This is a genomic window from Natrarchaeobius versutus, from assembly GCF_041205745.1.
Taxonomy (GTDB): domain Archaea; phylum Halobacteriota; class Halobacteria; order Halobacteriales; family Natrialbaceae; genus Natrarchaeobius; species Natrarchaeobius versutus.
Genome location: NZ_JBGFCC010000017.1, coordinates 1 through 21,774 on the forward strand (window position 1 = coordinate 1; position 21,774 = coordinate 21,774).

Here is a 21,774-nt window from a genome sequence, read left to right on the forward strand (position 1 = left end):
TCACTCGAGAGATCGAGACGTCAGTTAGCCGTCACTCGAGAGATCGAGACGTCAGTTAGCCGTCACTCGAGAGATCGGGGCGTTCGGTTGCTCGACGGAGGAGACCGAGGAACGTGTTCGCCTCCCGTTCGGTCAGGTCCGCTCGGCCGTAGACACGGCGTATCATTCGCATCGTCTTCTCGCGTTTCTCCTCGGGGTGGTTGAGTTCCTCGAGCAGTGACATCCACTGCTCGTAGACGCGCTCCTCGGTCGACGGTGCGGCCCGAACGCGGTCGACGTCCGGGAGTTGCGTGTCCTCCTCGGCAAGCGTGAGCGTTCTGAGTTCGTACAACGTGACCGTAGCCGCCTGTCCGAGGTTGAGGACGGGATAGTCCGCGTTCGCCGGGATCGAACAGATCTCGTCGAGTCGAGCGAGTTCGTCGTTGGTGAGGCCGACGCGTTCGCGACCGAAGACGAGAGCGGTCCGGGTTTCGACGGCCGCGAGTCGATCGGCGAGCGTCGCCGGCGTCGCGAACGGAAACCGGACGTGACTGCGGTCGTCCTCGTTCGTGACCGCCGTACACCCCACGGTGTGGTAGTTCTCGACGAGGTGATCGAACGAGATTTCGGTTGCGTTCGGGAGGACGTCCTCTCGAGCGTGACCGGCGAAGCCGTAGGCCTCACCGTCGGGATCGAGTTCGGGTGGATCGACGAGGAGGAGATCGTCGAAGCCGAAGTTCTTCATCGCTCGAGCGATCGTTCCGACGTTACCCGGCGATTGGGCGTCGACGACCGCGACTGTGGGGGCCGTCGACCGAACCGTTGGGTCGTCGGCTGACGGCTGATTGGTCATTCGGTTTACCTTCGGGACGGGCAGTGTGTTACCGTTTCGATTTGGTGGTCCTCAGTGGTCCGTGACTGGTTGTCGTTCGTCGTTCATCGACTACTGCTAGTGACTAGTCTAGATATAGTAGTAACTAGACTAGTTAGTCCACCGATCGTGACACCGGTGATCGTGACACCGATGATCACGATACTGCCGCTCTCCGAGTGTCGGTACCAGTGAAATTTGGTCTCCAGTGGAACTCGCTCGAACAGTGATCTCGTCCTGGCTTGGACAGTGGTCTCGTTCTAGCTTGGACTGTGATCTCGTCCTGATTCGGGCAATAACACGTGCTGGCGCTGTTGTTACCGAAGATCGAGATAGTGGACGAGAACGGCGTGTGTATGGATGGCAGTACGGGACACACACCCCCGTCGCGTTTGTAACGCCGATTACGTGTGAAGGTTTTCGTCGAGAACACACCTCTGTCGCGGATGAAAAACGGCGTGGATATTTCGTGGATCGATCGATATTGTCGAGTTTCTCGGTCTCCCACTGACCATTCCCGTTACATCCGCGACGGGGGTGTGGGGGGTCGGGTCGAACGCCTACGTTTCTGGGCTCCGGCACAGTCGACGCTTGCAAACGGATTCACGCGAAATTGAACGTCACTGGACTCCTCCCGTGAGCCTCGAGAGAAAATAGATACTCTCGACGTTGGCTAAATCCCGAACGTCGAGCCGTCGATTCCCTCTCGAGGTTCGGGTGTAATGCGCTCTTCGAGCGTCGATGGACGGGACATCCGGCACCGGTTGGTGATCGATGGACGCCATCAGTGTATGTTGGACGGTGAATACTTGCGGCACGTCAACTGGGTGAACGATGCGATCAGATCGGACTCGGCGGAATCCACCGTCGTCTTCCCAGTTACATCCGCGACGGGGGTGTCGGTGTCGGACGTCCGCCGCGAGGGACCTCGAGACCGACCGTCGTTAGAAGCGCGATGTGGGTCTTTCGAAACTATCTCAACGAGTCGTCGAAAAACGCACCCTCAGCCATTACAGGGCTCAGTTTACATCCGCGATAGATCCCTATACCTTTATATCAATTCGGGGGAAAGACACGGCTCACTGCAAATGTCCGCCAACGACGATCGTGATCCGCTGTTTCGGTACGACGATCCGGTTTTCGCCGACGAGCGGTTGCTCGAGATCACGCACCTGCCCGGCCCGGACCGGATCGTCGGACGCGACGAGCAGATGCAACGGGTTGCGGACGCCCTGAATCCGGCTATCTTCGGGAGCGAGCCCAATCACCTGTTCATCTTCGGCAAGACTGGTACCGGTAAGTCGCTCATCTCTCGATCGGTCACCAAACGAGTGATTTCGGAGGCCCGGCGAGACGACGTCACTGTCAAGTACGCGTTTATCGACTGCGGGGAACAGAACACCGAGGCGTCGATTATCAAGACGATCGCCCAACTCGTCAACGAACCCGCCGAAAGCGGCGTCTCTGTACCGGATCGGGGGCTCGGAACCGGCGACTACTACAAGCGCCTCTGGCAGGCCGTCGACCGCTGTACCGACGTCACGATCGTCATCTTAGACGAGATCGATATGCTCGAGGACGACGAGGTGCTCCGGAAACTCTCGCGGGCGGGCGAGAACCGTCGCATCTCGAACTCGAGTATCGGTATCATCGGCATCTCGAACAAGATCGACTTTCCGGATCACCTCTCTGAACGGGTTAAATCGAGCCTCTCGCGGGACGAGCTCGTCTTCTCGCCGTACGACGCAAACCAGTTGGTCGAAATTCTCGAAAAGCGTCGAGATGCGTTCCACGACGGCGTTCTCGCTGACGACGTAATCCCACTTACGGCCGCCTTGGCCGCCCAGGAACACGGCGACGCTCGAAAGGCGATCGACATTCTTCGAAACGCGGGCCGGATCGCGAAAAAGCAGACGGATACCCGGGTTACGGCCGAACACGTTCGCGATGCAAAGGAGAAGACCGAGGCCGACCGGTTTAACGAACTGATCGAGGGCTCACCCCAGCAAGCGAAGGCAATTCTTTACTCGCTTACGATTCTGACCGAGAACAGCTCGCAAAAGGAGTTTCCGACGAAGATCATCTACAACCAGTACAAAGAAATCGCCCGACGACTCGACTTCGACGTGCTCTCGGAACGCCGGGTCCAGGAGATCCTTCAGGAGCAAAACTTCCTCAACGTCATCCAGTCCGAACGCGAGGGCCGTGGACGCGGTCGCGGCGCCCACGCCAAACATCGCCTGCTCGAGAATCCATCGATCGTCAAGAAGGTGCTGTTACGGGACTCGCGTCTCGCCGTTCTCGAGAACGGAGACGACGAGTGATCGATAGGGGTCGTCGGTATCGAGCATTCGGTTGGTGTTGGTCCGATCCTATAATCGATTATATTTCTCCGATGAAGGTGGACGAGTAGGGTTCTATTTAGTGGGTACTCTTAACAAATATCCACTGATTATCGCGATCCGATGACGAACTTTGTAAAATCGGTTCGGTCGGCGGTGATGCGAAATCAACGCGCCGTCGCCATCGGCGGTTCGAACCCGATGACGTTCTCACAGCTCTGGTCGATGACCGACGCCTTCGCCGGTGGACTCCGTCGACGTGACATTTCCGCCGGTGACGCGGTCGGTATCCATCTCTCCTCGCCGCGGGCGTTCGCTATCGCGTTCTACGGTGTCCTTCGGAACGGATGTGTTCCCGTGACGATTCCGCCACATTTCGACGACGATGATATCACCGCGGCTCTGGGCGAGGCGAACTGTCACGCGCTCGTCGTCGACAAACGCCGAACGATGGCGATTCTGGCTAACGCCGAGGAGGTACGCGTCGCCATCACCGTCGGTTCCGGCGCCGGACTGGGCGTCGACTGGTCTACCTTCCTCGACAATCCGGGGATGAACGGATCGGGGTCGCGGACCGGGATCGACGTCGTCGGCCGTGGGAGTACGGAACGTGGCTTGATCGCGTACGAAAGACGGGACGATCGGGGACCAGTGGGTATCGCACACACGCACTCGAGTTTACACGCCGCCGCGTCGGTCGGATCGTCGATAGCGTTCGCCGACGAGTCGCGAACGCACCTCGGATCGCTTCGACCGACGGATCCGATCGAACTCGCGTACGGACTGAACGGGACGATCCGTTCGGGCGGACGATATCTACCCGCAGGTCGTCGGGACGCGGAGACGATTTCCACGACGCTCGATTCTTCGGACGTCGACCGAACGTTCGTTACCCCCTCCCAGTTCGCTGATCTCCTGACGTTCGGAGTGGCCGACGAGAGCGTCGTGCCGGTTCGGTCACCACGAGCAACGGCGGAGGACTCGGAGGCGACAACGGCAGATGAGGGCGAGGATGCCGTCCATCTCTACGCGCTACCCGAGACGGGGATCACGCACGCGAGGACGACAGCCCACCGCCAGTCGGGACGGCTCGGAGAGACGCTCCCCGACGTCGAGACACGCCTCCTCGAGTTCGACGGGGACGGCGAAGGGGGCGGGAGCGGGTTGGGTGGTGAGGCCGTCGTAGTCGGTGACACAACGGATGAACCCGATGGCACTTCGGGAGAAGTTGCGTTCGCCGGGCCGTCGATGATGAGCGGGTACGTCGAACGCTCGGGATTGACAGAACGAACCGTCGACGCTATCGACGGCCGGTTCTGGATTCGAACCGGCCTCACCGGTTGTCACCGTGAAGGATCGATTTACGTCACTGGGATAGACACAATTCGTCCCGCCGCTGGGCTGTCGGGGTGACCACGCCACTTCGAAACGGAGCGGTCGTCCTGAAGCGGTAGGTTCAGGTGTCGTCGATGACCGCAATCGAGGCCCCTTTCCGTTTGCTCTGCTCACTCGAGGTATGAACAGCGTCGATGCGGCGGGGCTCGGTATCGGAGACGAGTATCCGCCCCGGATCATGGGCGTGTTGAACGTCAGCGAGGAATCGCCGTACGATCCGAGCGTTTACGACGACCCGGGTGAGGCGGCCCGGTACGTCGACGAGGAGCTGATCGGCGAAGGTGCAGACATCGTCGATATCGGCCTCGAGTCGGCGAACAAACGGTTCGGTGTCCTCTCGGCTGCGGAAGAACTCGAGCGGCTTCACGTGGCCAGCGAGACGATCGATCGCGTCTCTGGCGACGCGATCTTCTCGATCGAAACCCGGTATGCGGACGTCGCGGACGAGGCGCTCTCGCAGGGATTCGACATGGTCAACGACATCTGTGGCTTTGCCGACCCCGAGATGCCAGCCGTCTGCTCCGAACACGACGTCGCAGTCGTAAAGATGGCCAGTCCGCCCGACCTCGAACGCCCGGGTGCCATCCGGGAGACCGACTGGGCGACGCGAAAATCCCCCGAGTGGGCCGACCGAGCGGATTACGTCGATCAGGTGTACGAGGCGTTGAAACAGAACGGGTTCACGGAAAAGACGATCGTCGACCCCGCCTTCGGGGGATGGAGCGACGCGCAGACTCTCGTTGACGACCGCGAGACGTTCCACCGCCTCGAGGAGTTCAGATCGCTCGAGCGGCCGATACTCGTCTCGATCAACCGGAAGAACTTCCTCGGTGATCTCGTCGGGCGCGAAACCGAGGGACGCCTCCCCGCGAGTCTGGCGGCGACGTCGCTCGCGGTCGAACGGGGCGTTCACGTCATACGGACGCATGACGTCGCGGAGACGCGCGATGCCGCGTTGATCGGATCGGCGTTCGGCGATCGAACGACCAGGTGACCCTCGAGACGCCGTCTCGAGGGGAGACAGCCGTTTCGAGGGGTTCCGGTCGGCGAACTCGACAGTGTGCTACAGTAAGAGAAAGCTTATGGCGGAGGCTTCGAAATGGGGGAGTGGACGCCGGGCGGCCTCCCGGGTAGGGGTACTTTGGAGGCGATTCCCGGCCCACAACACGGAATTATTGTGGAGTTACGTCGACCAGTGGTGACGCCCTCGCGTGTTCCCCGATCGCTCTCCCCGGGGCGTATTTTCGTTCGTTTTTCCGCCCCAGATCCAACATCCCGGGATCGACCAACCGAACGCCGCCGACCCAGGCCTAAAATCCGAGGTTCGTTCTCAGACCACCGCCGATCGTTCCCAGGAGTGAGATAGCAGTGTACTGATCCGCGATGGAAACACACTCACGGCTCGAGCGCGAACGGACAACTGATGGAGTTCGAGGAGTGGGAGCCGGTCTACGAGGCCATCGTCGATGATTTCGGATACGACCGCGCGGCGGACGAGCGAGCACGCGACGTCCTCGCGTCGATGACCGATCAGTTCGACCTCGAGATTCTCTCGGCCGCCCGCGATGCGACTGTCGCCGTCGTCGGTGCCGCACCGTCGCTCGAGACCGACGCGGAACTCGAGCGAGCGCGTGAGGCAGCGGTCGTCTTCGCGGCGTCGACCGCCGCCGACGTTCTCGACCGGCGGGGAATCGAGGTCGACTGCATGGTCACGGACCTCGATAAGAATCCAGAGTCCGTTCGTCGGTTCACTGAACGCGGGATTCCGGTCGCGGTTCACGCCCACGGAGACAACGTTCCGGCCGTTCGAGGGATCGTCCCGGACTGTGACGACGAGTACGTGCTCCCGACGACGCAAGCGAAACCGCGTGGCCCGGTCCGAAACGTCGGCGGGTTCACCGACGGCGACAGGGCGGCGTTTCTCGCCGATCACCTGGGTGCCGATCGACTCGTATTCGCTGGATGGGAGTTCGACGACCCCGACGTCGGGCCGATCAAAGCGCGGAAACTCGAGTGGGCCGGACGACTGCTCTGCTGGCTCGAACGACGACGCGACGACCGATTCGAGGTGCTCGAGGAAACGGGCGACAGGTTCGTTACTGAATTCGATAGGTGACGATATCGTCACATCCACAGACTGGGCAGTCCGTCGTCGCGTTTTCGATCGTCTTTCCGCATCGGCGACACTCCTCGACCGTCGTTTGTCCGTCCGTTCGTAGGAGAACTGATTTGACTGCCCGGGTCATCGCCGACTGTGTGGTTCGTTTGCCGCTCATGAGCCAACGCTGATCGATATCGTAGTTCGTTATTGTCGGGCTACCATGACTGACAGTATATCCGAACAGTCTTCTCGAAGTGAACGTCCGTCAAGACTGGTGGAAAGGTCACATTTCCGGAGTGTATTCGGGATCGAACGCAATCGAAGGTGTCGACCGACACCGATCGCACTCCCCCTTTTCGAACAACCCAGTGGGTCGACTCGAGATTGTGAGTGGTTCACTCGAGTATCAGAGTCGACTCACTCGAGCAGTCCGGCGAGTCAACGACGAATGCTCGCCGCCGGAGGTAGGAGGGTGATTCCGAGGAGAACGGATCCGAACCGGGCGCGTCAGCAGGGAACGATAGGGATTGTTTGTCCGTGCCGGAATAGACGAGCCGACCGCCGGCGGGTCAGAATAGGGCGTCGATCTCGCCGCCGGTGTCGACCAACGAGGTGAAGTCCTCTTCGGCTCTCGCCTGGACCATCTCGGTGGTATCCTGTGCTTCGATCGCGACCTGCTGGAGTTGGTCGATCCGCGGGACGTCCGTTACGCCCGACAGGAGGACGATCGCACCAACTTCGTTCTGGTCGGGCCGCGGGTAGTCGCCGCCGCGAATCTCCATGCTTCCAGTCTCGTCCTCGAGCCACTGGCGTCCACGCTCGACTCCCTTTCGGTTCAGGTGTTCGGGCGGGCCAGTCGAAACGACGAGCCCTCGATCTGCGCTTCCGACGTCACACGGGAGCGTGAGTCGCCCGAGCGTCGCCTTTCGGACGAGACTCGTCATCCGGTTCGTCGCGGTCCCCTCGTCGAACGTTTCCGTCTCTCGGAACGTCGAGAGGAGCCCATCATCGCCGTTGTCGACGGTTTCGCGTGCGTACCCGATCGTCGATACGCCTCCCTCGAGGGTGTTGATGATCTCGGAGGAGTCGACGACGCTCTCGGCGACGTGGTCGTCGTGATAGACCTCTCCAGCCGCGAACAACAGTCCGAAGCGCTCGACGATCTCCTTGTTGATCCGGTCGTATCCGCCGGCAACTGTTTCACCAGCGTCACGCCAGACCTCGTTGTCGAAGACGAGGAGGTTGTCGACCTCGCGAACGAACGTCTGGAACGACCGCGCCGCGTTGAGGGTGTAGATCCCGCCCTCGTCGGTTGCGGGCAAGACCCCGAGTCCGAACACGGGTTGCGTGTAGATCCGTTTGAGGTGGGTCGCGAGGACCGGCGCGCCGCCGGAGCCGGTTCCACCCCCCATCCCGGCGACGATGAGGAACGCGTCGATCTCGTGAATCGGGATCCGATCGATCGCGCCCTGTACTTCGCTGATGTCCTCCTCGGTAACTTCGGCGCCGAGTTCGTTGTCGGCGCCGACGCCGTGGCCCTTAACGCGTGCCTGACCGATCAGAACTCTGTTCCGTTTCGGAATCCGTTCGAGCCCGTGGAGGTCCGTCGTCGCGGAGTTGACCGCGATCGCCGTCTCGACGAATCCGCCGTCGATCGCCTCGTCGTACGCCAAAAATTCGTCGACGATCTTCCCGCCAGCCTGACCAAAGCCGATTAGTGCGAGTTTCATGGTTGTCTCTCGTGGCCGTTTCCGGTGCCGCTCACGTCGAAATGACCGGCAAACTGCGGAAACGGATGCCACGTCCCGGTGGATTCCACTGACTACCATTGTTATGGTCCGCATAGAGACGCCGGGAAACGTCCGTCTCGAGCCCTATTCGTCCGGTTCGCTCGATCGTTACCTCGCTCACCGAGACGGCTACAAATCCGGATTCTGAACCGTGGTGAGTCGGTTTCTCTCCGTTATAGTCGTCGATTAACGACTCTCACCCGATCCGGACTGTCCGCGAATCGGGGTTCGTATTCGACGAGTATCAACCGGGCTGTTTATCCAAAAGACCGGACGATTGGTTCGCTCCCTCCGGGATTGAACCAACGAGAGACCGGTGTGTACCACCAGTAGAATCGAAGCCAATTGCCGGGACGGCCTCGAGAGTAAGCCCTATACACGCCGACGGCATATTTCCCGTCGGATGACCGAGGGTACGTCGACTTGGCGGCGAGAACTGCTTGCAGGTGCAAGCGGGGTTGCCGCAAGCGCCCTCGCCGGTTGTTCCGAACGGTTCTGGTCTCACGTGGAGAACACCGCACCCGAACAGATCGAATTGACGATCAAGGCGGTCCCTGCCGACGACGACGCGGTCGCCGTCAAGATCATGAGCCAGCTTCGGGAGAACTTTCAGGCGGCTGGTATCGACGCACTCTACGAACCGATCGCGGAGGCGGAGTTGTATCGTGACATACTCCTGGAAGGGGATTACGACGTCTTCGTCGTCCGCCACCCAGGCTTCGACGATATCGACGCACTGCACGGAATGCTTCACTCGCAGTTCGTCAGCGGCGTTGGCTGGCAGAACCCCTTTCATTTCTCGGACGTGACGGTCGACGATTACCTCGAGAATCAGCGAACGGCCTCCGACGGCCGCGACGAGGTGACCGTCGACCTCCTCGAGTATCTCGAGGAGACGGTGCCGTATACGGTCGTCGCGTTTCCACACAACCTCGGTGTCGTTAGGCGCGAACTTCCGACGTCGTTCGTCCCCAAACGCTCGTTCGAGTACGTTCAGGTAATGTCCCTGGAGCCGTCCGACGGCCCACGGGAGACGCCCCTCGAAGTCGGGGTCTACGGCGAAGGACTCACCGATCGATTGAACCCACTGGCCGTCGACCGGAGTCGAATTGACGGACTGACGGAACTGGTGTACGATCCGTTGTTCCACCGAATCGACGACGAGTACGTTCCGTGGTTGGCCGACGATGTCAGCTGGGAGGAGTCAGGTCGAACCGAAGCAGTGGTTACCTTGCGCGATGGGGTGAGTTGGCACGACGGCACCGAACTCGACGCCGACGACGTGGTCTTTACCCACCGGTTTCTCGAGGATACGTCACTCGGTGAGATCGAAGGCGGACACCCAGCACCGCGATACCGGGACAGACAGACTGTCGTCGAGGGCGTCGACCGGATCGACTCGCTCACGGTCCGATTCTCGTTCGGAAACACCGTTCGCCAAGCGGCGGCCCGTTCGCTTTCGATCCCACTGTTTCCCGAACACGTCTGGGAACCGCGCTCCGAGATTGTCGCCGAACGCCAGACCCAGGCCCTCGCCGTCGAGGACGAGGAGCTGATCGGCTCGGGTCTGTTCGAGATCGCTGACATTTCGGACGGATCGGTCTCTCTCGAGCCCTACGATGACCACATATTTCGAACCGACGACGAGGATCGGCCAGCCATCCTCGAGGGATTTTCCCAGTTTTCTGGGATTCAATTCAACGTCGCCCCGAATCCCGCTACGATGATCGAATCGATTCGGGCGGGTGAAACCGACATCACGGGGACGTCTATCCCACCAAGCGAAGTCGAAGCGGTCCACGATTCCGAGGAGGTTCGGTTAGTCAGTTCTATGACTAACTCGTTTTATATGATCGGGTACAACGCGCACCATCCGGAACTCGGAAATCCACGGTTCCGTCGGATCATCTCCCGGTTGATCGACCGCGAGTATACGACTTCCGAACTACTCGATGGCTACGCCGAACCAGCAGAGACGTTCGGTTCGTTAGTCGGTATCCGCGACGGTGAGTGGGTCCATCGTTCCGATCCAGTCGTTTCTCGATTCCCTGGCACGGACGGCGAGATCGACGTCGACCGGGTTCGCTCGCTTTTCGAAGACGCCGGCTACCAGTACGAAAATGGGACCCTGCTCGAGTAAAATGGTCGGTGGACGACGCGAGATCGTCGATCGGATTTGCGGTCATCCTCGTCGCGTCCTCGCCCGATAGTCCAGTGACCGATCGCTATTAATGTCTCGGGGGCCGTAGCTACGATAGACTCCAATGTCACTTCTCGGCGTGGTGGTCGAACTCGCTCTCGTCGTGATCGTGATGCTCACGACTGCGACACTCGTCCTCGTCGGCCCGCGCCAGTTAGCCGCCGCGGCTCGTGGCTTTCGGTGGCGGTTCAGAGCCTGTTTGCTTCCCGTCGCCGCGCTCGTCGCAGTGTTAGCGCTTCGGTGGTCGACTGTCGACGTCGTAATGCGCCTCGAGCGACGAGTCCTCGGGACCAACATCACCCCGCTTCTGTTCGAACTAGAGCAGGCGCTCTTTCCGGAAAACCCAGTCGGGGTGCTCCAGTCGTTTCAGTCGCCAGAACTGACGAGCTTTTTCGTCTTCGTCTACATCTACGGATATGCGTTCTTGTTGTTGTTCCCGTTCGTTGCGTACTTCGCGTTGGACGATACCGAAGAGCTTCGGACGTTGATCCTCGCGTTTACGGCGAACTACGCGATCGGATTGGTCTGTTACATCTTCTTTATCGCCTACGGACCGAGAAACTACGATTTGTTCCTATTCGAGGGGCTGTTGTACGATGCGTTTCCAGAGTCGCGGATGCTCACGAATCAGGTCAATCAGAGCACGAACGTCTTCCCCTCCTTGCACACGTCGCTGTCGATGACCGTCTTCTTCCTCGCGGTGTTGACCCGACGGAAGTATCCTGTCTGGGTACCGATTTCGGGAGTGCTCGCGATCAGCGTCGTCGTCTCGACGATGTACCTCGGTATCCACTGGTTTTCGGACGTCGTTGCCGGAACGATACTCGCGCTCGTAAGCGTGTACGTCGGACGAAACTACACCGTGGAAGGTATCTTCGGATCAGCACGGCAGTATCTCGATACTGGATTCGATCGGTTTGGGCGGGCAGGCGGTGATTGATCGGGCGTCTATAGTAACAACTGCAACGATGTACACGCTGATCGCATAGCTCACGGGTCACGTTCGTTCCCCGTTCGCTTTTCCGCGGTTCTCGCTCATGGTTCGAAAATCGAAGATTTTCGTCATCACGAACGACCGCTGGTCGTTCGAACGACTTCGTTCGCTCACGGGTCACGTTCGTTCCCCGTTCGCCGTTCCGCGGTTCTCGCTCGTTTCACTCGCTCACGGGTCGTTCCTCCCCGTTCGCATTCCCGCGGTTCTCGCTCACTCCGTTCGCTCCGAACCGCGCACGCTCCGAACCGCGCTCACTCCGAACCGCGCTTTTCGTCTGGCGATCGGGTGTGAAATGACGTGCAGTGGCTACTATAGCGACGCGTCTCCGGTCGCAGTTCGGAACTCGTCCTCGAGGGATAGCGGTGGCAACATTTGTCCGTCTCGGTTTCGGTTCAGTCCCGTTGTGAGCACCACGGGCTCTCGTCTCGACGCTTGGCGCCCGGAGAGGGCAAGTAAACGTCACACCGGTAGTCGATCCATCGTTATTACAGAACGTAGCGCGTTCGAGACAGCCGTGTAGCCCGCTTTGTCCGTTACGATTACCATCGACGACTTCGGCCCACCGCCGATTCACCCCGGGCCGATGGTGGCTGATTGGTGCCACCATGTTTATATTCACGACCGTTCTCTGTACTGTTATGTCCTCTTCGGACGAAACGTCGGTGCTGACCGACGTTCGCTCCCCATCGCAGTCGATCGTCGCGGCAGTTGCCGCCCGCGAAGGGGTCGACGCCGTGGATATCGAACCACCAGAGTACGACCCGCTGTATACGGTCGTCGATCCCGAATCACTCGATACGCTGTTCGAGACGCGAACTGAACCACTGAAAACCGCTCGAGTCTCATTCGAGTACGAGGGGTACGAAATCGTCGTCTATGGAGACGGTCGCGTCGAAGCGACGGAACCGTCTTCATCTCGCAATTGTGCTTCTGGTCCGAGCGAAGAGCACAGCGGTTGCTGACGTCGTTGCACACCGATCCTCCGACTGCGGTACGGCCAGCGTGTCCATCGTTTCGGGTGAGACGATAGCCGGCTTTCGCTCCCGAGTCGGTCGATTCGTGACGTTTCCGAATTAGGCGCGTCTTGTAACCGGTGTGCTCCGTGTCCGTGATCGGCTACCCACCGCCGACCGCCGATATCTGCCCCGTGGAACCGCTCTCACCAGCGTCGTCGCTGGCTCGTAGGCAACGCGGTCCGTCGGCATTTTCTGGGCCACGACCTTCCAGAACCCGGGAGAACGAACCGTAATCTCACAGCGTCCGTCTGAATCGGTTCGCTCCCGTCTGGTTCCGACGTCGACGACCGCCCCCTCGATCGGTCTGTTCGTCCGGTCTCGGACACGAACGGTGATCGGTTCTCCGACCGCCACTTCACGCGGAACGACCTCGAGCACTAGCGATCGTTCGATCCTCATACCGACCGATACCACCTCGGGATGCAAAAAACGATCACACGACGAAGATGGCGGGCTGTCGATAAATCTGTGCTCGATCACCCGTCGAGATAAATCTGTGCTCGATCACCCGTCGAGAGTGATCGTCCGGCCCTCGTCGTTCGACCGGTACACCGCGTCGATGATCTCCTGGACGGCAAGCGCCTGTTCGACGCTGTCCCGATCGCTTCGCCCGTCGGCGATCCCGTCGAAAAACGCCCGTAGTTCGTCGGTGTGCGTGTCGTTCTGGTTGGTCTCGACGGTCGTATCCTCGAGGTGTGACGGGCCGACGGAGCTCGCCGAGTGAAAGCTGAGCGTCCCCTCGAGGAGATCGAACGTGGCCGCGGCGTCCGTGCCACGGACGACGAACTCGTGGTTCGCCGGCCGGTTCGTCGCCCAGGCGACCTCGAGGCTAATCGTCTCGTCGTCCGCACACCGGACGAACGCGCTGGCCGAGTCGTCGACGTCGAACCCCCCGGGGCCTGAGTCGTCGGCCCACATCTCGAGGTAGGCGTACTCCTCGCGTGATCCGAACTCGCTACGGGTGACGCCGTTTACCTCCTGGGTGTCGGGATAGCCGAGGAGGTACAACGCGAGATCGATCGCGTGAACTCCGAGGTCGATTAGTGCACCACCTCCCGCGATCTGGCGCCTGGTAAACCACGATCCGCGTCCGGGGATCCCTCGCCGTCGGACGTAGTTCGCCTCGACGTGGGTAACCTCGCCGAGATCTCCACGATCGATCCGGTTTTTCACGATTTGGACCGTATTCGCAAATCGGTTGTTGAAACCGACAGTACAGTGGGCGTCGGACGTCATCGACGCGTCGGCGATTCGCCGCGCGCTGTCGATCGAATGTGCGAGCGGTTTCTCGAGGAGCACGTGGAGGTCGCGCTCGAAGGCGTCGACGGCGTACTCCTCGTGGTACTTGTTCGGGGTCGTGATGATGACGGCGTCGACGGTGTCGTAGAGCGCTCGGTGATCGTCGTAGACGTCGACGTCGTAGCGGCGAGCGAAGCGCTTTCGCGCCTCGGCGGCGACGTCCATTCCACCGACGAGTGTCACGCCGAGTTCGATGAGACGTTCGGCGTGGAACTGACCGATGTTGCCGAGACCGACGATGCCCGTCCGGATACCGTATTTGTTCGTTGTCATCAGGGAGTGTCGTCCGTGTTCTTACGCGTATATCTAATAGCGCTATATAGAATATCCGTGCTCGATCTTCTTCTCTCCGTCGCCAAACGAGGTAATCAGTAGGTCGCCATCGAGGATCAACTGTCGGCCTCCCTCGTTGCCGGTCCGGGCTCTCGCTCCGAGAGGTCGGTGATGCCGTGTGCTAGTGCGTCACCGGTTTCCGTCTCGAAGAGGTGGATCTTCGACCGATCGAGGACGACGTCGACCGATTGGTTTTCCCGGATCGCCGTATCCGGTGTGACGCTCATCAACAACTGGTCGGAAGACGACGCAGGATCCTCGTCCATCGAGCGCTCGGCGGAGTCCGCGAGCATGAGGTAGACGAACACTTCGTCACCCATCGGCTCCAGTACGTCGGTTCGTGCGTCGATCGGATCCGAGGGATCTTCGAGGGTATCTGCACTCTCCGCCAGGTGGACGTCCTCCGGCCTGATGCCGAGCGTGATCTCGTCACCGACGGCCGTCTCCGGGACGGCGCCGTGGTCGAACGACACGTCGAAGTGTGCGGTTTCGATGCGTCCGTCGGCTACCGTTCCTTCGGCGAAGTTCATCGACGGCGAACCGATAAAGCCCGCGACGAACAGGTTTGCCGGCTCGTTGTAACAGACAAGCGGCGGCGCGATCTGCTGGAGCCTTCCCTCGTTCAAGACCGCGATCCGGTCGGACATCGTCATCGCCTCCGCCTGGTCGTGAGTGACGTAGATGATCGTCGTTCCGAGTTCGCGGTGGAGTCGCTGGAGTTCGGTCCGCATGTGAACCCGAAGCTTCGCGTCTAAGTTCGCGAGCGGCTCGTCCATCAGGAAGACGTCGGGATTACGAACGATCGCGCGGGCGATCGCGACCCGTTGGCGCTGACCGCCTGATAACTCGTCGGGCATTCGCTTGAGCATTCCCTCGAGTTGAACGATCTCCGCGGCGCTCTCGACGCGGCGTCTGATCTCGTCGTCGTCGTACGTTCGCAGTCGGAGGCCGAATGAAATATTCTCGAAGACGTCCATGTGGGGAAAGAGGGCGATGTTCTGGAACACCATCGCCACGCCGCGGTCTTTCGGCGCGAGGGTGGTCACCTCGTCGTCGCCGATGAAGACCCGTCCTTCGGTCGGTTTGGTCAGTCCGGCAACTGTCTCCATCGTCGTCGACTTGCCACAGCCCGATGGGCCGACGAAGGTGACGAACTCACCGTCTTCGACCTCGAGGCTAACGTCGTCGACCGCGGTGACGTCTTCGAAGCGTTTCGTGACGTGTTCGAGTCGTACTCGTGCCATGGATTATTCTTTGAGTGCGCCCGCAGTCAGTCCGCTGACGATCTTCTCCTGGGCGACGATCACGAGGATCGCCACCGGAATCACGCCGACGATGCTCGCCGCCGCCATCAGGTTGTACAACACCTCGTACTGGCCCTGGTAGCCAAGAATTCCCTCGAGGATCGGCGCCCAGTTTTCGGGCTGGCCGTCGGTCATCAGAAACGAGAAGAAGAACTCGTTGTAGACGGCGATGAACGTCAACACGCCGGCGGTCGCGACGCCCGGCGCCGAAAGCGGGATAATGACTCGGAACAGGGCACCGAGTCTAGTCGTCCCCTCGACGCGGGCCGCGTCCTCGAGTCCGTCCGGAATCTGGGAGTAGAAGGTCGTGAGGATGAATATCGCCAGCGGCATGAAGATCGCCGACAGGGGCAACACCATCGCACCGGGCGTGTTGTAGAGGCTTCCATCACCCGTAATTGGCTCGAGGGCGACGAACTGCGTGTTGAACAGGTCGTTCAGCGGGATGAAAAAGGCCGCCGGCGGGAAAAACGAGATCACCAGTACCAACAGCATGAGTGGTACCTTCCCGGGAAACTGGAGGCGGCCGAAGGCGTATCCAGCGAGGCTGGCGATCACCAACACGATGATCGTCGACGCGGTCGCGATGACGAAGCTGTTGAACATGTACCAGTGGAAGGGGAGAACTTGGAAGACCTCGACGAACGCGCCGGGGTTGAAGCCGTTTGGCGTGAGAATAATGTCCTGCTGGCGCCCCTCCGGGGTGAGCGCGACCATGAGTAGCCAGTAGAACGGAAACAGCGTCGTCACGAGAAAGAAAATCGTCGCGACGTAAAACAGCGACCGGTAGACCCGCCGAGGATTCGAGATCGCGTTCGCGACCCACCGCTGGAAGGGGCCGCGGTCGAGTTCGACCTCCCGATCGTCCTCGAATATCGTTCCTCGATCCGCCGTTTCGCCCTCGACTCGCCCGCCGTCGGGGAGTCGATCGGCCCGGGAATCGCGTCTCGAGGCGTCCCTGGCGGCACGGGTAACGTCGCTCCCGGCTCGATCGTCAGCGCTGGTTCGACTGCGTTCGTCCGGGTCGGATCGGTCGTCCGAGTCGGTTCCTCCGTCTCCATCCGGGTCGGATCGGTCACCCTCGTGTCCGCTCGAGTCGACTCGGTCCCGATCGCTTCGTTCGTCGGTCATCAGTAGAGCCCTCCTTCTGTATCGCGGAAGAAGAAGACGTAGACGGAGATGATCAGGCCGATCACGAGTGCGGTCGCGAACGCGACGGCGGCGGCCGTTCCGTAGATGCGAGTCCCGCCGAACATCGCCTCGACGACGAGACAGGTAAGCGACGGCACGGTCGTACAGCCGGCGGTCGACTCGATCAACCCGTAGACGCGCATCGCGTCCATCGTCCGGAACAACATGGCGACGAGCAACGCCGGCATCACCAGCGGGAGCGTGATCATCTTGAACCGTTGCCAGGGAGATGCGCCCGCGACGCGAGCGACGTTGTACAGGCTCCGATCGACACTCTGGAGGCCTGCGAGGATCAGCAAGGCCATGAACGCCGCGGACTTCCAGACGTCCGCGATGAGGATGATGACGAACGCATCCTGGCTGTCGGCGAGCGGGTCCGGACCGAACAGGCCCAGCCACTGCATCAGATCGCTCCCGAATCCGACCGTGGGCTGGAACAGGAGGAAGAAGATCATCCCCTGGATGACGATCGGCACCGCCCACGGGAGGATGATCGCGACCCGAACCCATCGACGCCCCCGGAAGTCCTGATCGAGCACGTACGCCTGCGCGAAGCCGATCACCGTCTCGAGAAGTACGCTGATGACCGCGAACGCGAGCGTGACGAACAGCGCCTGCTGGAGGAACGGCACGCCGAACTCGACGAACGGAAACGACGCCGACACCGTAACGTCCATAAACTGCCTTGCGAGACGGGCGTTGCCAGTGAGGATGTCGACGTAGTTTTCGGCCCCGACGAAGCCGCCCAGGGGCTCGAGTCCCCGCGTCCGATCCTCGCGCAGGGACATGACGAACGTCATCGCGAGCGGGTAGAACGCGATGAACGCGAGCAACGCAAACGCCGGCAACAGGAGGAGGTAGGCGTAGGCCCGCTCGCTCAAATTCTCCATCCAGTTGACGACGGCGTTCCCGGTCCGGTCGCGTTCGCGGGCTGGTTCCTCGCCGGTAAGCACGTCGATTGGATTCCCCGCTCGGTCCGCGTCGGAATCAGTCGCCATTCTGTCCCTCCACGTCCCGCTCGCTTTGCTCGAGTCGCCCGTTCAGGTCGTCCATCGCGGCTTCTGGGCTCTTCGCTCCACGGTAGGCGGCGTGGATCTCCTGGAAGGCGAGCGCCGACTGCTCCGGCCAGACGTCGGTTACCGGTCGCGGAACCGCGTTTTCGCCGGCAATCTGGATCTGGTCGACGTAGCGTGCGACCGGGCCGATCTCGTCGGGGTCGGCCTCCTCGACGAGGTCGAGAATCGGCGGCAGAAAGCCCTGTAACTCGAAGATCGTAAGCATCACTTCGTCGTGGGTAAACGCCTTGAGCACCTCCAGTGCCCGCTCGTCTTGTGCGGTGTTCGGATTGAGCGCCAGGTGCCAGCCGCCGAGTGCCGCGGCAGTGCCGCCGACGCCCTCGTACCCGGCGTCCTCGGCGGAGACGGCGTACGGCATCGGCATGACTCCGAGGTCCTCGCCGAAGGCGTCGTCCCCACCGGTTTCGGCGATCGCGAACGGCCAGTTTCGATGGGCAACGGCGTCCCCGTTCGAAAACGGTCCGAGCGACTCCTGTTCAGACCACTGGACGATCGCCGTCGGACAGATCTGCGGGTAGTCCTCGAGGGCGTGGTCGTCCTCGCTCCCGTGGATGAACGCCCGCATCATCCGGATCGCGTCGAGTACCGGCCCCTCGTCGACGGTGATCGGTCGATCGCCGGCGGTGAACAGGTTCTCCGTCCCGCCGAAGTACGCGCCACCCCAGGTCGACATCACCTCGACGAACGAACAACAGGAGAGTCCCTCGTAGGCGGCCGCCTGCGTGGTGAATCCGTACTGGGTCCCGGCCGCATCCTGTGTCTCTGCCGTCGCCTCGGCGAACTCCTGCCAGGACGGGGGATCGGTTCCCCAGCCCTCCGTCTCGTACCCGGCGTCCTCGATCAGGTCCCGCCGATACAGCATCGTTCCGAAGTCGGGAAACAGCGGGATCGCGTGGAGATCTCCCGTCTCCGGATCACGCGCCGTCTCGAGAGCCGCCTCGAGGTACTCGTTTTCGACCCGGTCGCGGACGTTCGTCGGTAACACCTCCGTCAGATTCGTGGTCTGGTCGCGAAGGATAAACGGGATCGTCCACCCGCTGTCCATCATGAAGATGTCCGGCGGGGATCGGCCGGCCTGAAGCGCCGACTGGTACTGTTGCATCCGCTGGGCGGAGTCGTCGACGCTCGCCTGGACTTCGACGGTGAGGTCCTCGTCGAGACCGGCCTCCCACAGCGCCTCCTGGACCGACGGCTCGCCGTCGTCGGTGTGCATGATGTCCTGAAAATCGGTGTCGCCGGTCATCACGATCGTCCGCTCGTCTCGTGTCTGACCGAGACAGCCGGCGACGCCGATGCCGGCGACGACCGCCGCCGTCGATGCCGTCGTAACGAACGCTCGGCGCGTCGTCCGTCCGCCGCGCTCCGCCGGTTGCCCACCCATCGGATATACTAGCAGGTCGCTCGGACGTTTTAATCGTATGCTTGAATACCTGCAATTAACGACGACTGTCGGGATCGGATACGTGTCTAACGAAGCGTTGTCCGCCCGCGTCGCTTCATCAACTACGTTCGATCGCGCTAGATCGGTAGCGTCGGATCAGTAGAGGTGGGGCCACCGACCGGCTTACTCTTCGATAGTCGGGGGCTCGTGGCGGCCGATGTGAATCTCGTGGGCTTCGACCTCCTCGAGGGCGGCGACGCGACCGCCGACGGTGATCTCCTCGCCGGCGTCGTTCTCGAGAGTGAGGTTCGCGACCTCCTCGCTGACCTCGAAAGAGACCTCGCGGACCTTCCCGCGGACGACTCGCGAGCCACCGATCTCGACGTCCCGGCCTTCGATCGTGGCGTAAAACTCCCCACCTTCGTCGAGTAAATCTTTCACACACCGGCGAATCGAGGCGTATCGGCGGGGGTACGTCCGCGTCGACTCGTCCTCGCCGAGTGTCTCCTCTGCAGTCGTCCAGAGGACCGTCCCGAAAAAGCCGGAAACGAGAAAGCCAAGCGCCGACCGGTTGAAGATGACGCCGTAGCGGTCCTGGTCGTCACGAAGGGCGTCCTGGGTCGCGTAGATCGAGTAGTTCCCGTCGGCGACGGCGATGACCGGCGTCGTGATTCCACGGCGGGCCCGCGAGGAGGTCGCGACACTCAGATAGTCGAACTCGGCGGGTGCGGGCGCGTCGCTCGCGGGCGTGACGATCAGATCGACGCTCACGCCGTCGTCGACCGCCGCCCGAAGCTCCTCTTCGAATCGCGTCAACAGGTCGGGCGTCAGCGAGAGCGACAGTTCGTACTCCGCGGCGTCGATGATCTCTTCTAGGTACCGGAGGATCGTCGACCGCGATTTGACCAGGGAGACCGCTTCGGTATCCCGTGCTGGCGCCGTATACCGCGCCTCGAGTTCGTCGATCATCTGCTCGAGGGAGTCTTGAACGTCGTCGAACGCATCGCCGGGATCGATCGCGACGACTTTCATCGGTCGGGACTCCCGAAGTTCGACCAGCCCCCGGTCGCTCAAGCTCCGAACGGTGTCGTAGACCCGCGGCTGTGGAATGTCCGTCCGATCCGAAATTTCACTCGCCGTGAGCTGGCCCTGCTCGAGGACCGTGAGATACGCGTCGATCTCGTACTCGCCGAGGTTGAACCGATCCCCAACGCGCTCGACGGTCGAGCGAAGTTCGTCTGATGCCATACGAGTGCCAACGAATCCAAACGATAAAGAATTTATTATACTCCGAGTAGCATCGAATTTCGAAATTAAGTTCTTCGTCGGTCGGCGATCGTATCGCTTCCTCGAGTCGGAAACCGCACGCCGTTGTGGGGGACAGAACCCTTAACCTGTGCGGGCATGACTGTGTTTTCATGCGTGAGGTCTTGCAGGCCGACGATACGATCCTCGGCGAGGAGTTATACGGAATTCTCCCGTCGTCGGTCCCTTCGGCTATGGAACTCGCTCTCGCGCTCGTCGTCCTTCTCGTCGGCTGGTTCCTGTCGAAACTCGTCGTCAGACTTGCCGGACGAACGGTCGCTCGTCGGATCGAGCGCCCGAGTGTCACTCGAACCGTGTTGCGTGGCGTTCGAGTCGCCATTCTCTTCGTTACCGTCCTCGTCGTCGCCGCCATCCTCGGGTTGAGCGGCGGTCAGATTTTCCTGTCTGTCACCGTCGTCTCGGCCGTGATCGCGGTCGTCCTCGCACCGCTGGTTAGCAGTTTCATCAACGGCTTTTTCGTCCTTGCAGACCGGCCCTACGAAATCGGCGACATGATCGAAGTCACCGACGAGGGCCACCGTGGGTTCGTCGAGGACATCACGATGCGATATACGAAGATCTTCACCCTGCAAAACACCTTCATCGTCATCCCGAACTCCGAAATCCAACAACGCGACGTTATCAACTACTCCGCCGAGGACGAACGAACCCGGGTCTCCGTCAGCTTCGAGATCACCTACGAGAGCGACTTGGCGGCGGCTCGCCGTCACGCCGAACGCGCCGCCCGCGGCATCGACAACGTCATCTCCGGCGGCCCGGACATCCGGATCGGTAGCGCCCGGTACGCGGCCGCACCGGTCTGTACCGTCGAGGCGTACGCGGACAACGGAATCCTCCTCGAGTTGTTCTTCTGGATTCAGCACCCGTACAAACAACAGATCGCCCGCTCGGCGGTCCAGACGGCCGTTCGAGAGCGGTTTCTCGACAACGAAATCGAGTTCGCCTATCCCCACCGCCACCACGTCTTCGACGAGACCAGCGGTACCGGACAGCTGGTGGTCGGTTCACGGGACCGCCCGGTCGAGGCCGACGAACTTCGGGAGCGGCAATTCCCGGCCGACAATCCACACGCCGACCCGTCCGAGACCAACGGTGACCCGTCCGAGACCAACGACGAGTGACGGAGACACCCAGTCGACCTGCTCGACCTTCGAGACCACGACCTAAGTCGACGGA

Annotated in this window: 15 protein-coding genes and 1 pseudogene; 8 read left to right on the forward strand and 8 right to left on the reverse strand. The window is 61.2% G+C overall.

Annotated features, from left to right (window positions below):
- Positions 1-55: 55 nt before the first annotated feature.
- Positions 56-832, reverse strand: a complete 777-nt coding sequence (locus tag AB7C87_RS23935; protein ID WP_369732055.1) for an RNA methyltransferase — start codon at positions 830-832, stop codon at positions 56-58.
- Between the two features lie 1,106 nt (positions 833-1,938).
- On the opposite strand from AB7C87_RS23935, the gene AB7C87_RS23940 reads away from it, so the two are divergent.
- The 4 genes and pseudogenes from AB7C87_RS23940 (at position 1,939) to AB7C87_RS23955 (ending at position 6,703) form a co-directional block, all read left to right on the forward strand.
- Complete coding sequence (locus tag AB7C87_RS23940) at positions 1,939-3,174, forward strand: Cdc6/Cdc18 family protein (RefSeq protein ID WP_369732056.1); 1,236 nt, start codon at positions 1,939-1,941, stop codon at positions 3,172-3,174.
- Between the two features lie 177 nt (positions 3,175-3,351).
- A complete protein-coding gene (locus tag AB7C87_RS23945) occupies positions 3,352-4,605 on the forward strand; it encodes an AMP-binding protein (RefSeq protein WP_369732057.1) in 1,254 nt (417 codons plus the stop codon).
- A 103-nt stretch (positions 4,606-4,708) separates the two neighbouring features.
- Positions 4,709-5,575, forward strand: a pseudogene (folP, locus tag AB7C87_RS23950) (dihydropteroate synthase); the annotation flags it as partial.
- 435 nt (positions 5,576-6,010) lie between these two features.
- Positions 6,011-6,703: a 6-hydroxymethylpterin diphosphokinase MptE-like protein gene (locus AB7C87_RS23955; RefSeq protein WP_369732058.1), complete on the forward strand. Its 693-nt coding sequence runs from the start codon at positions 6,011-6,013 to the stop codon at positions 6,701-6,703.
- Between the two features lie 554 nt (positions 6,704-7,257).
- Here AB7C87_RS23955 and AB7C87_RS23960 read toward each other — a convergent pair.
- Positions 7,258-8,418 (reverse strand): tubulin/FtsZ family protein, encoded by a 1,161-nt coding sequence (locus AB7C87_RS23960; protein WP_369732059.1) that lies wholly within the window; start codon positions 8,416-8,418, stop codon positions 7,258-7,260.
- 463 nt (positions 8,419-8,881) lie between these two features.
- Between AB7C87_RS23960 and AB7C87_RS23965 the strand changes: the two genes are divergently transcribed.
- The 3 genes from AB7C87_RS23965 to AB7C87_RS23975 all read left to right on the forward strand — a co-directional run bounded on the left by AB7C87_RS23965 (position 8,882) and on the right by AB7C87_RS23975 (position 12,634).
- Entirely contained in the window at positions 8,882-10,618 is a 1,737-nt protein-coding gene (locus AB7C87_RS23965) for an ABC transporter substrate-binding protein (RefSeq protein ID WP_369732061.1), read from the forward strand.
- Positions 10,619-10,742: 124 nt separating this feature from the next.
- Positions 10,743-11,618, forward strand: coding sequence for a phosphatase PAP2 family protein (locus AB7C87_RS23970; RefSeq protein WP_369732062.1), 876 nt, complete (start codon positions 10,743-10,745; stop codon positions 11,616-11,618).
- Positions 11,619-12,310: 692 nt separating this feature from the next.
- Positions 12,311-12,634, forward strand: coding sequence for a HalOD1 output domain-containing protein (locus AB7C87_RS23975; RefSeq protein WP_369732063.1), 324 nt, complete (start codon positions 12,311-12,313; stop codon positions 12,632-12,634).
- Between the two features lie 558 nt (positions 12,635-13,192).
- Here AB7C87_RS23975 and AB7C87_RS23980 read toward each other — a convergent pair.
- From AB7C87_RS23980 to trmB, 6 genes are all read right to left on the reverse strand, one after another.
- Positions 13,193-14,260 carry a Gfo/Idh/MocA family protein gene (locus tag AB7C87_RS23980; RefSeq protein WP_369732065.1) on the reverse strand — a complete coding sequence of 356 codons (1,068 nt, stop codon included), beginning with the start codon at positions 14,258-14,260 and terminating at the stop codon, positions 13,193-13,195.
- A gap of 116 nt (positions 14,261-14,376) precedes the next feature.
- Positions 14,377-15,564, reverse strand: coding sequence for an ABC transporter ATP-binding protein (locus tag AB7C87_RS23985; protein WP_369732066.1), 1,188 nt, complete (start codon positions 15,562-15,564; stop codon positions 14,377-14,379).
- 3 nt (positions 15,565-15,567) lie between these two features.
- Positions 15,568-16,755 (reverse strand): carbohydrate ABC transporter permease, encoded by a 1,188-nt coding sequence (locus AB7C87_RS23990; RefSeq protein WP_369732067.1) that lies wholly within the window; start codon positions 16,753-16,755, stop codon positions 15,568-15,570.
- Entirely contained in the window at positions 16,755-17,813 is a 1,059-nt protein-coding gene (locus tag AB7C87_RS23995) for a carbohydrate ABC transporter permease (protein ID WP_369732068.1), read from the reverse strand. The genes AB7C87_RS23990 and AB7C87_RS23995 overlap by 1 nt, the downstream gene beginning before the upstream one ends.
- Positions 17,803-19,272, reverse strand: coding sequence for an extracellular solute-binding protein (locus AB7C87_RS24000; protein ID WP_369732069.1), 1,470 nt, complete (start codon positions 19,270-19,272; stop codon positions 17,803-17,805). Before AB7C87_RS24000 ends, AB7C87_RS23995 begins: the two co-directional genes overlap by 11 nt.
- 183 nt (positions 19,273-19,455) lie before the next feature.
- Positions 19,456-20,520 (reverse strand): HTH-type sugar sensing transcriptional regulator TrmB, encoded by a 1,065-nt coding sequence (trmB, locus tag AB7C87_RS24005; RefSeq protein WP_369732070.1) that lies wholly within the window; start codon positions 20,518-20,520, stop codon positions 19,456-19,458.
- Between the two features lie 170 nt (positions 20,521-20,690).
- Here trmB and AB7C87_RS24010 point away from each other — a divergent pair, with 170 nt between their 5' ends.
- On the forward strand, positions 20,691-21,719 hold the full coding sequence (locus AB7C87_RS24010) for a mechanosensitive ion channel family protein (protein ID WP_369732071.1): 1,029 nt from the start codon (positions 20,691-20,693) through the stop codon (positions 21,717-21,719).
- The last annotated feature ends 55 nt before the right edge of the window (positions 21,720-21,774 follow it).

Coding starts and splice junctions, on each gene's coding strand:
- AB7C87_RS23975 (WP_369732063.1), top strand. CDS start 12,311: ATGTCCTCTTCGGACGAAACGTCGGTGCTGACCGACGTTCGCTCCCCA.
- AB7C87_RS23970 (WP_369732062.1), top strand. CDS start 10,743: ATGTCACTTCTCGGCGTGGTGGTCGAACTCGCTCTCGTCGTGATCGTG.
- AB7C87_RS23965 (WP_369732061.1), top strand. CDS start 8,882: ATGACCGAGGGTACGTCGACTTGGCGGCGAGAACTGCTTGCAGGTGCA.
- AB7C87_RS23960 (WP_369732059.1), bottom strand. CDS start 8,418: ATGAAACTCGCACTAATCGGCTTTGGTCAGGCTGGCGGGAAGATCGTC.
- AB7C87_RS24010 (WP_369732071.1), top strand. CDS start 20,691: ATGCGTGAGGTCTTGCAGGCCGACGATACGATCCTCGGCGAGGAGTTA.
- AB7C87_RS23935 (WP_369732055.1), bottom strand. CDS start 832: ATGACCAATCAGCCGTCAGCCGACGACCCAACGGTTCGGTCGACGGCC.
- trmB (WP_369732070.1), bottom strand. CDS start 20,520: ATGGCATCAGACGAACTTCGCTCGACCGTCGAGCGCGTTGGGGATCGG.
- AB7C87_RS23985 (WP_369732066.1), bottom strand. CDS start 15,564: ATGGCACGAGTACGACTCGAACACGTCACGAAACGCTTCGAAGACGTC.
- AB7C87_RS23980 (WP_369732065.1), bottom strand. CDS start 14,260: ATGACAACGAACAAATACGGTATCCGGACGGGCATCGTCGGTCTCGGC.
- AB7C87_RS23945 (WP_369732057.1), top strand. CDS start 3,352: ATGCGAAATCAACGCGCCGTCGCCATCGGCGGTTCGAACCCGATGACG.
- AB7C87_RS23940 (WP_369732056.1), top strand. CDS start 1,939: ATGTCCGCCAACGACGATCGTGATCCGCTGTTTCGGTACGACGATCCG.
- AB7C87_RS23995 (WP_369732068.1), bottom strand. CDS start 17,813: ATGGCGACTGATTCCGACGCGGACCGAGCGGGGAATCCAATCGACGTG.
- AB7C87_RS23955 (WP_369732058.1), top strand. CDS start 6,011: ATGGAGTTCGAGGAGTGGGAGCCGGTCTACGAGGCCATCGTCGATGAT.
- AB7C87_RS24000 (WP_369732069.1), bottom strand. CDS start 19,272: ATGGGTGGGCAACCGGCGGAGCGCGGCGGACGGACGACGCGCCGAGCG.
- AB7C87_RS23990 (WP_369732067.1), bottom strand. CDS start 16,755: ATGACCGACGAACGAAGCGATCGGGACCGAGTCGACTCGAGCGGACAC.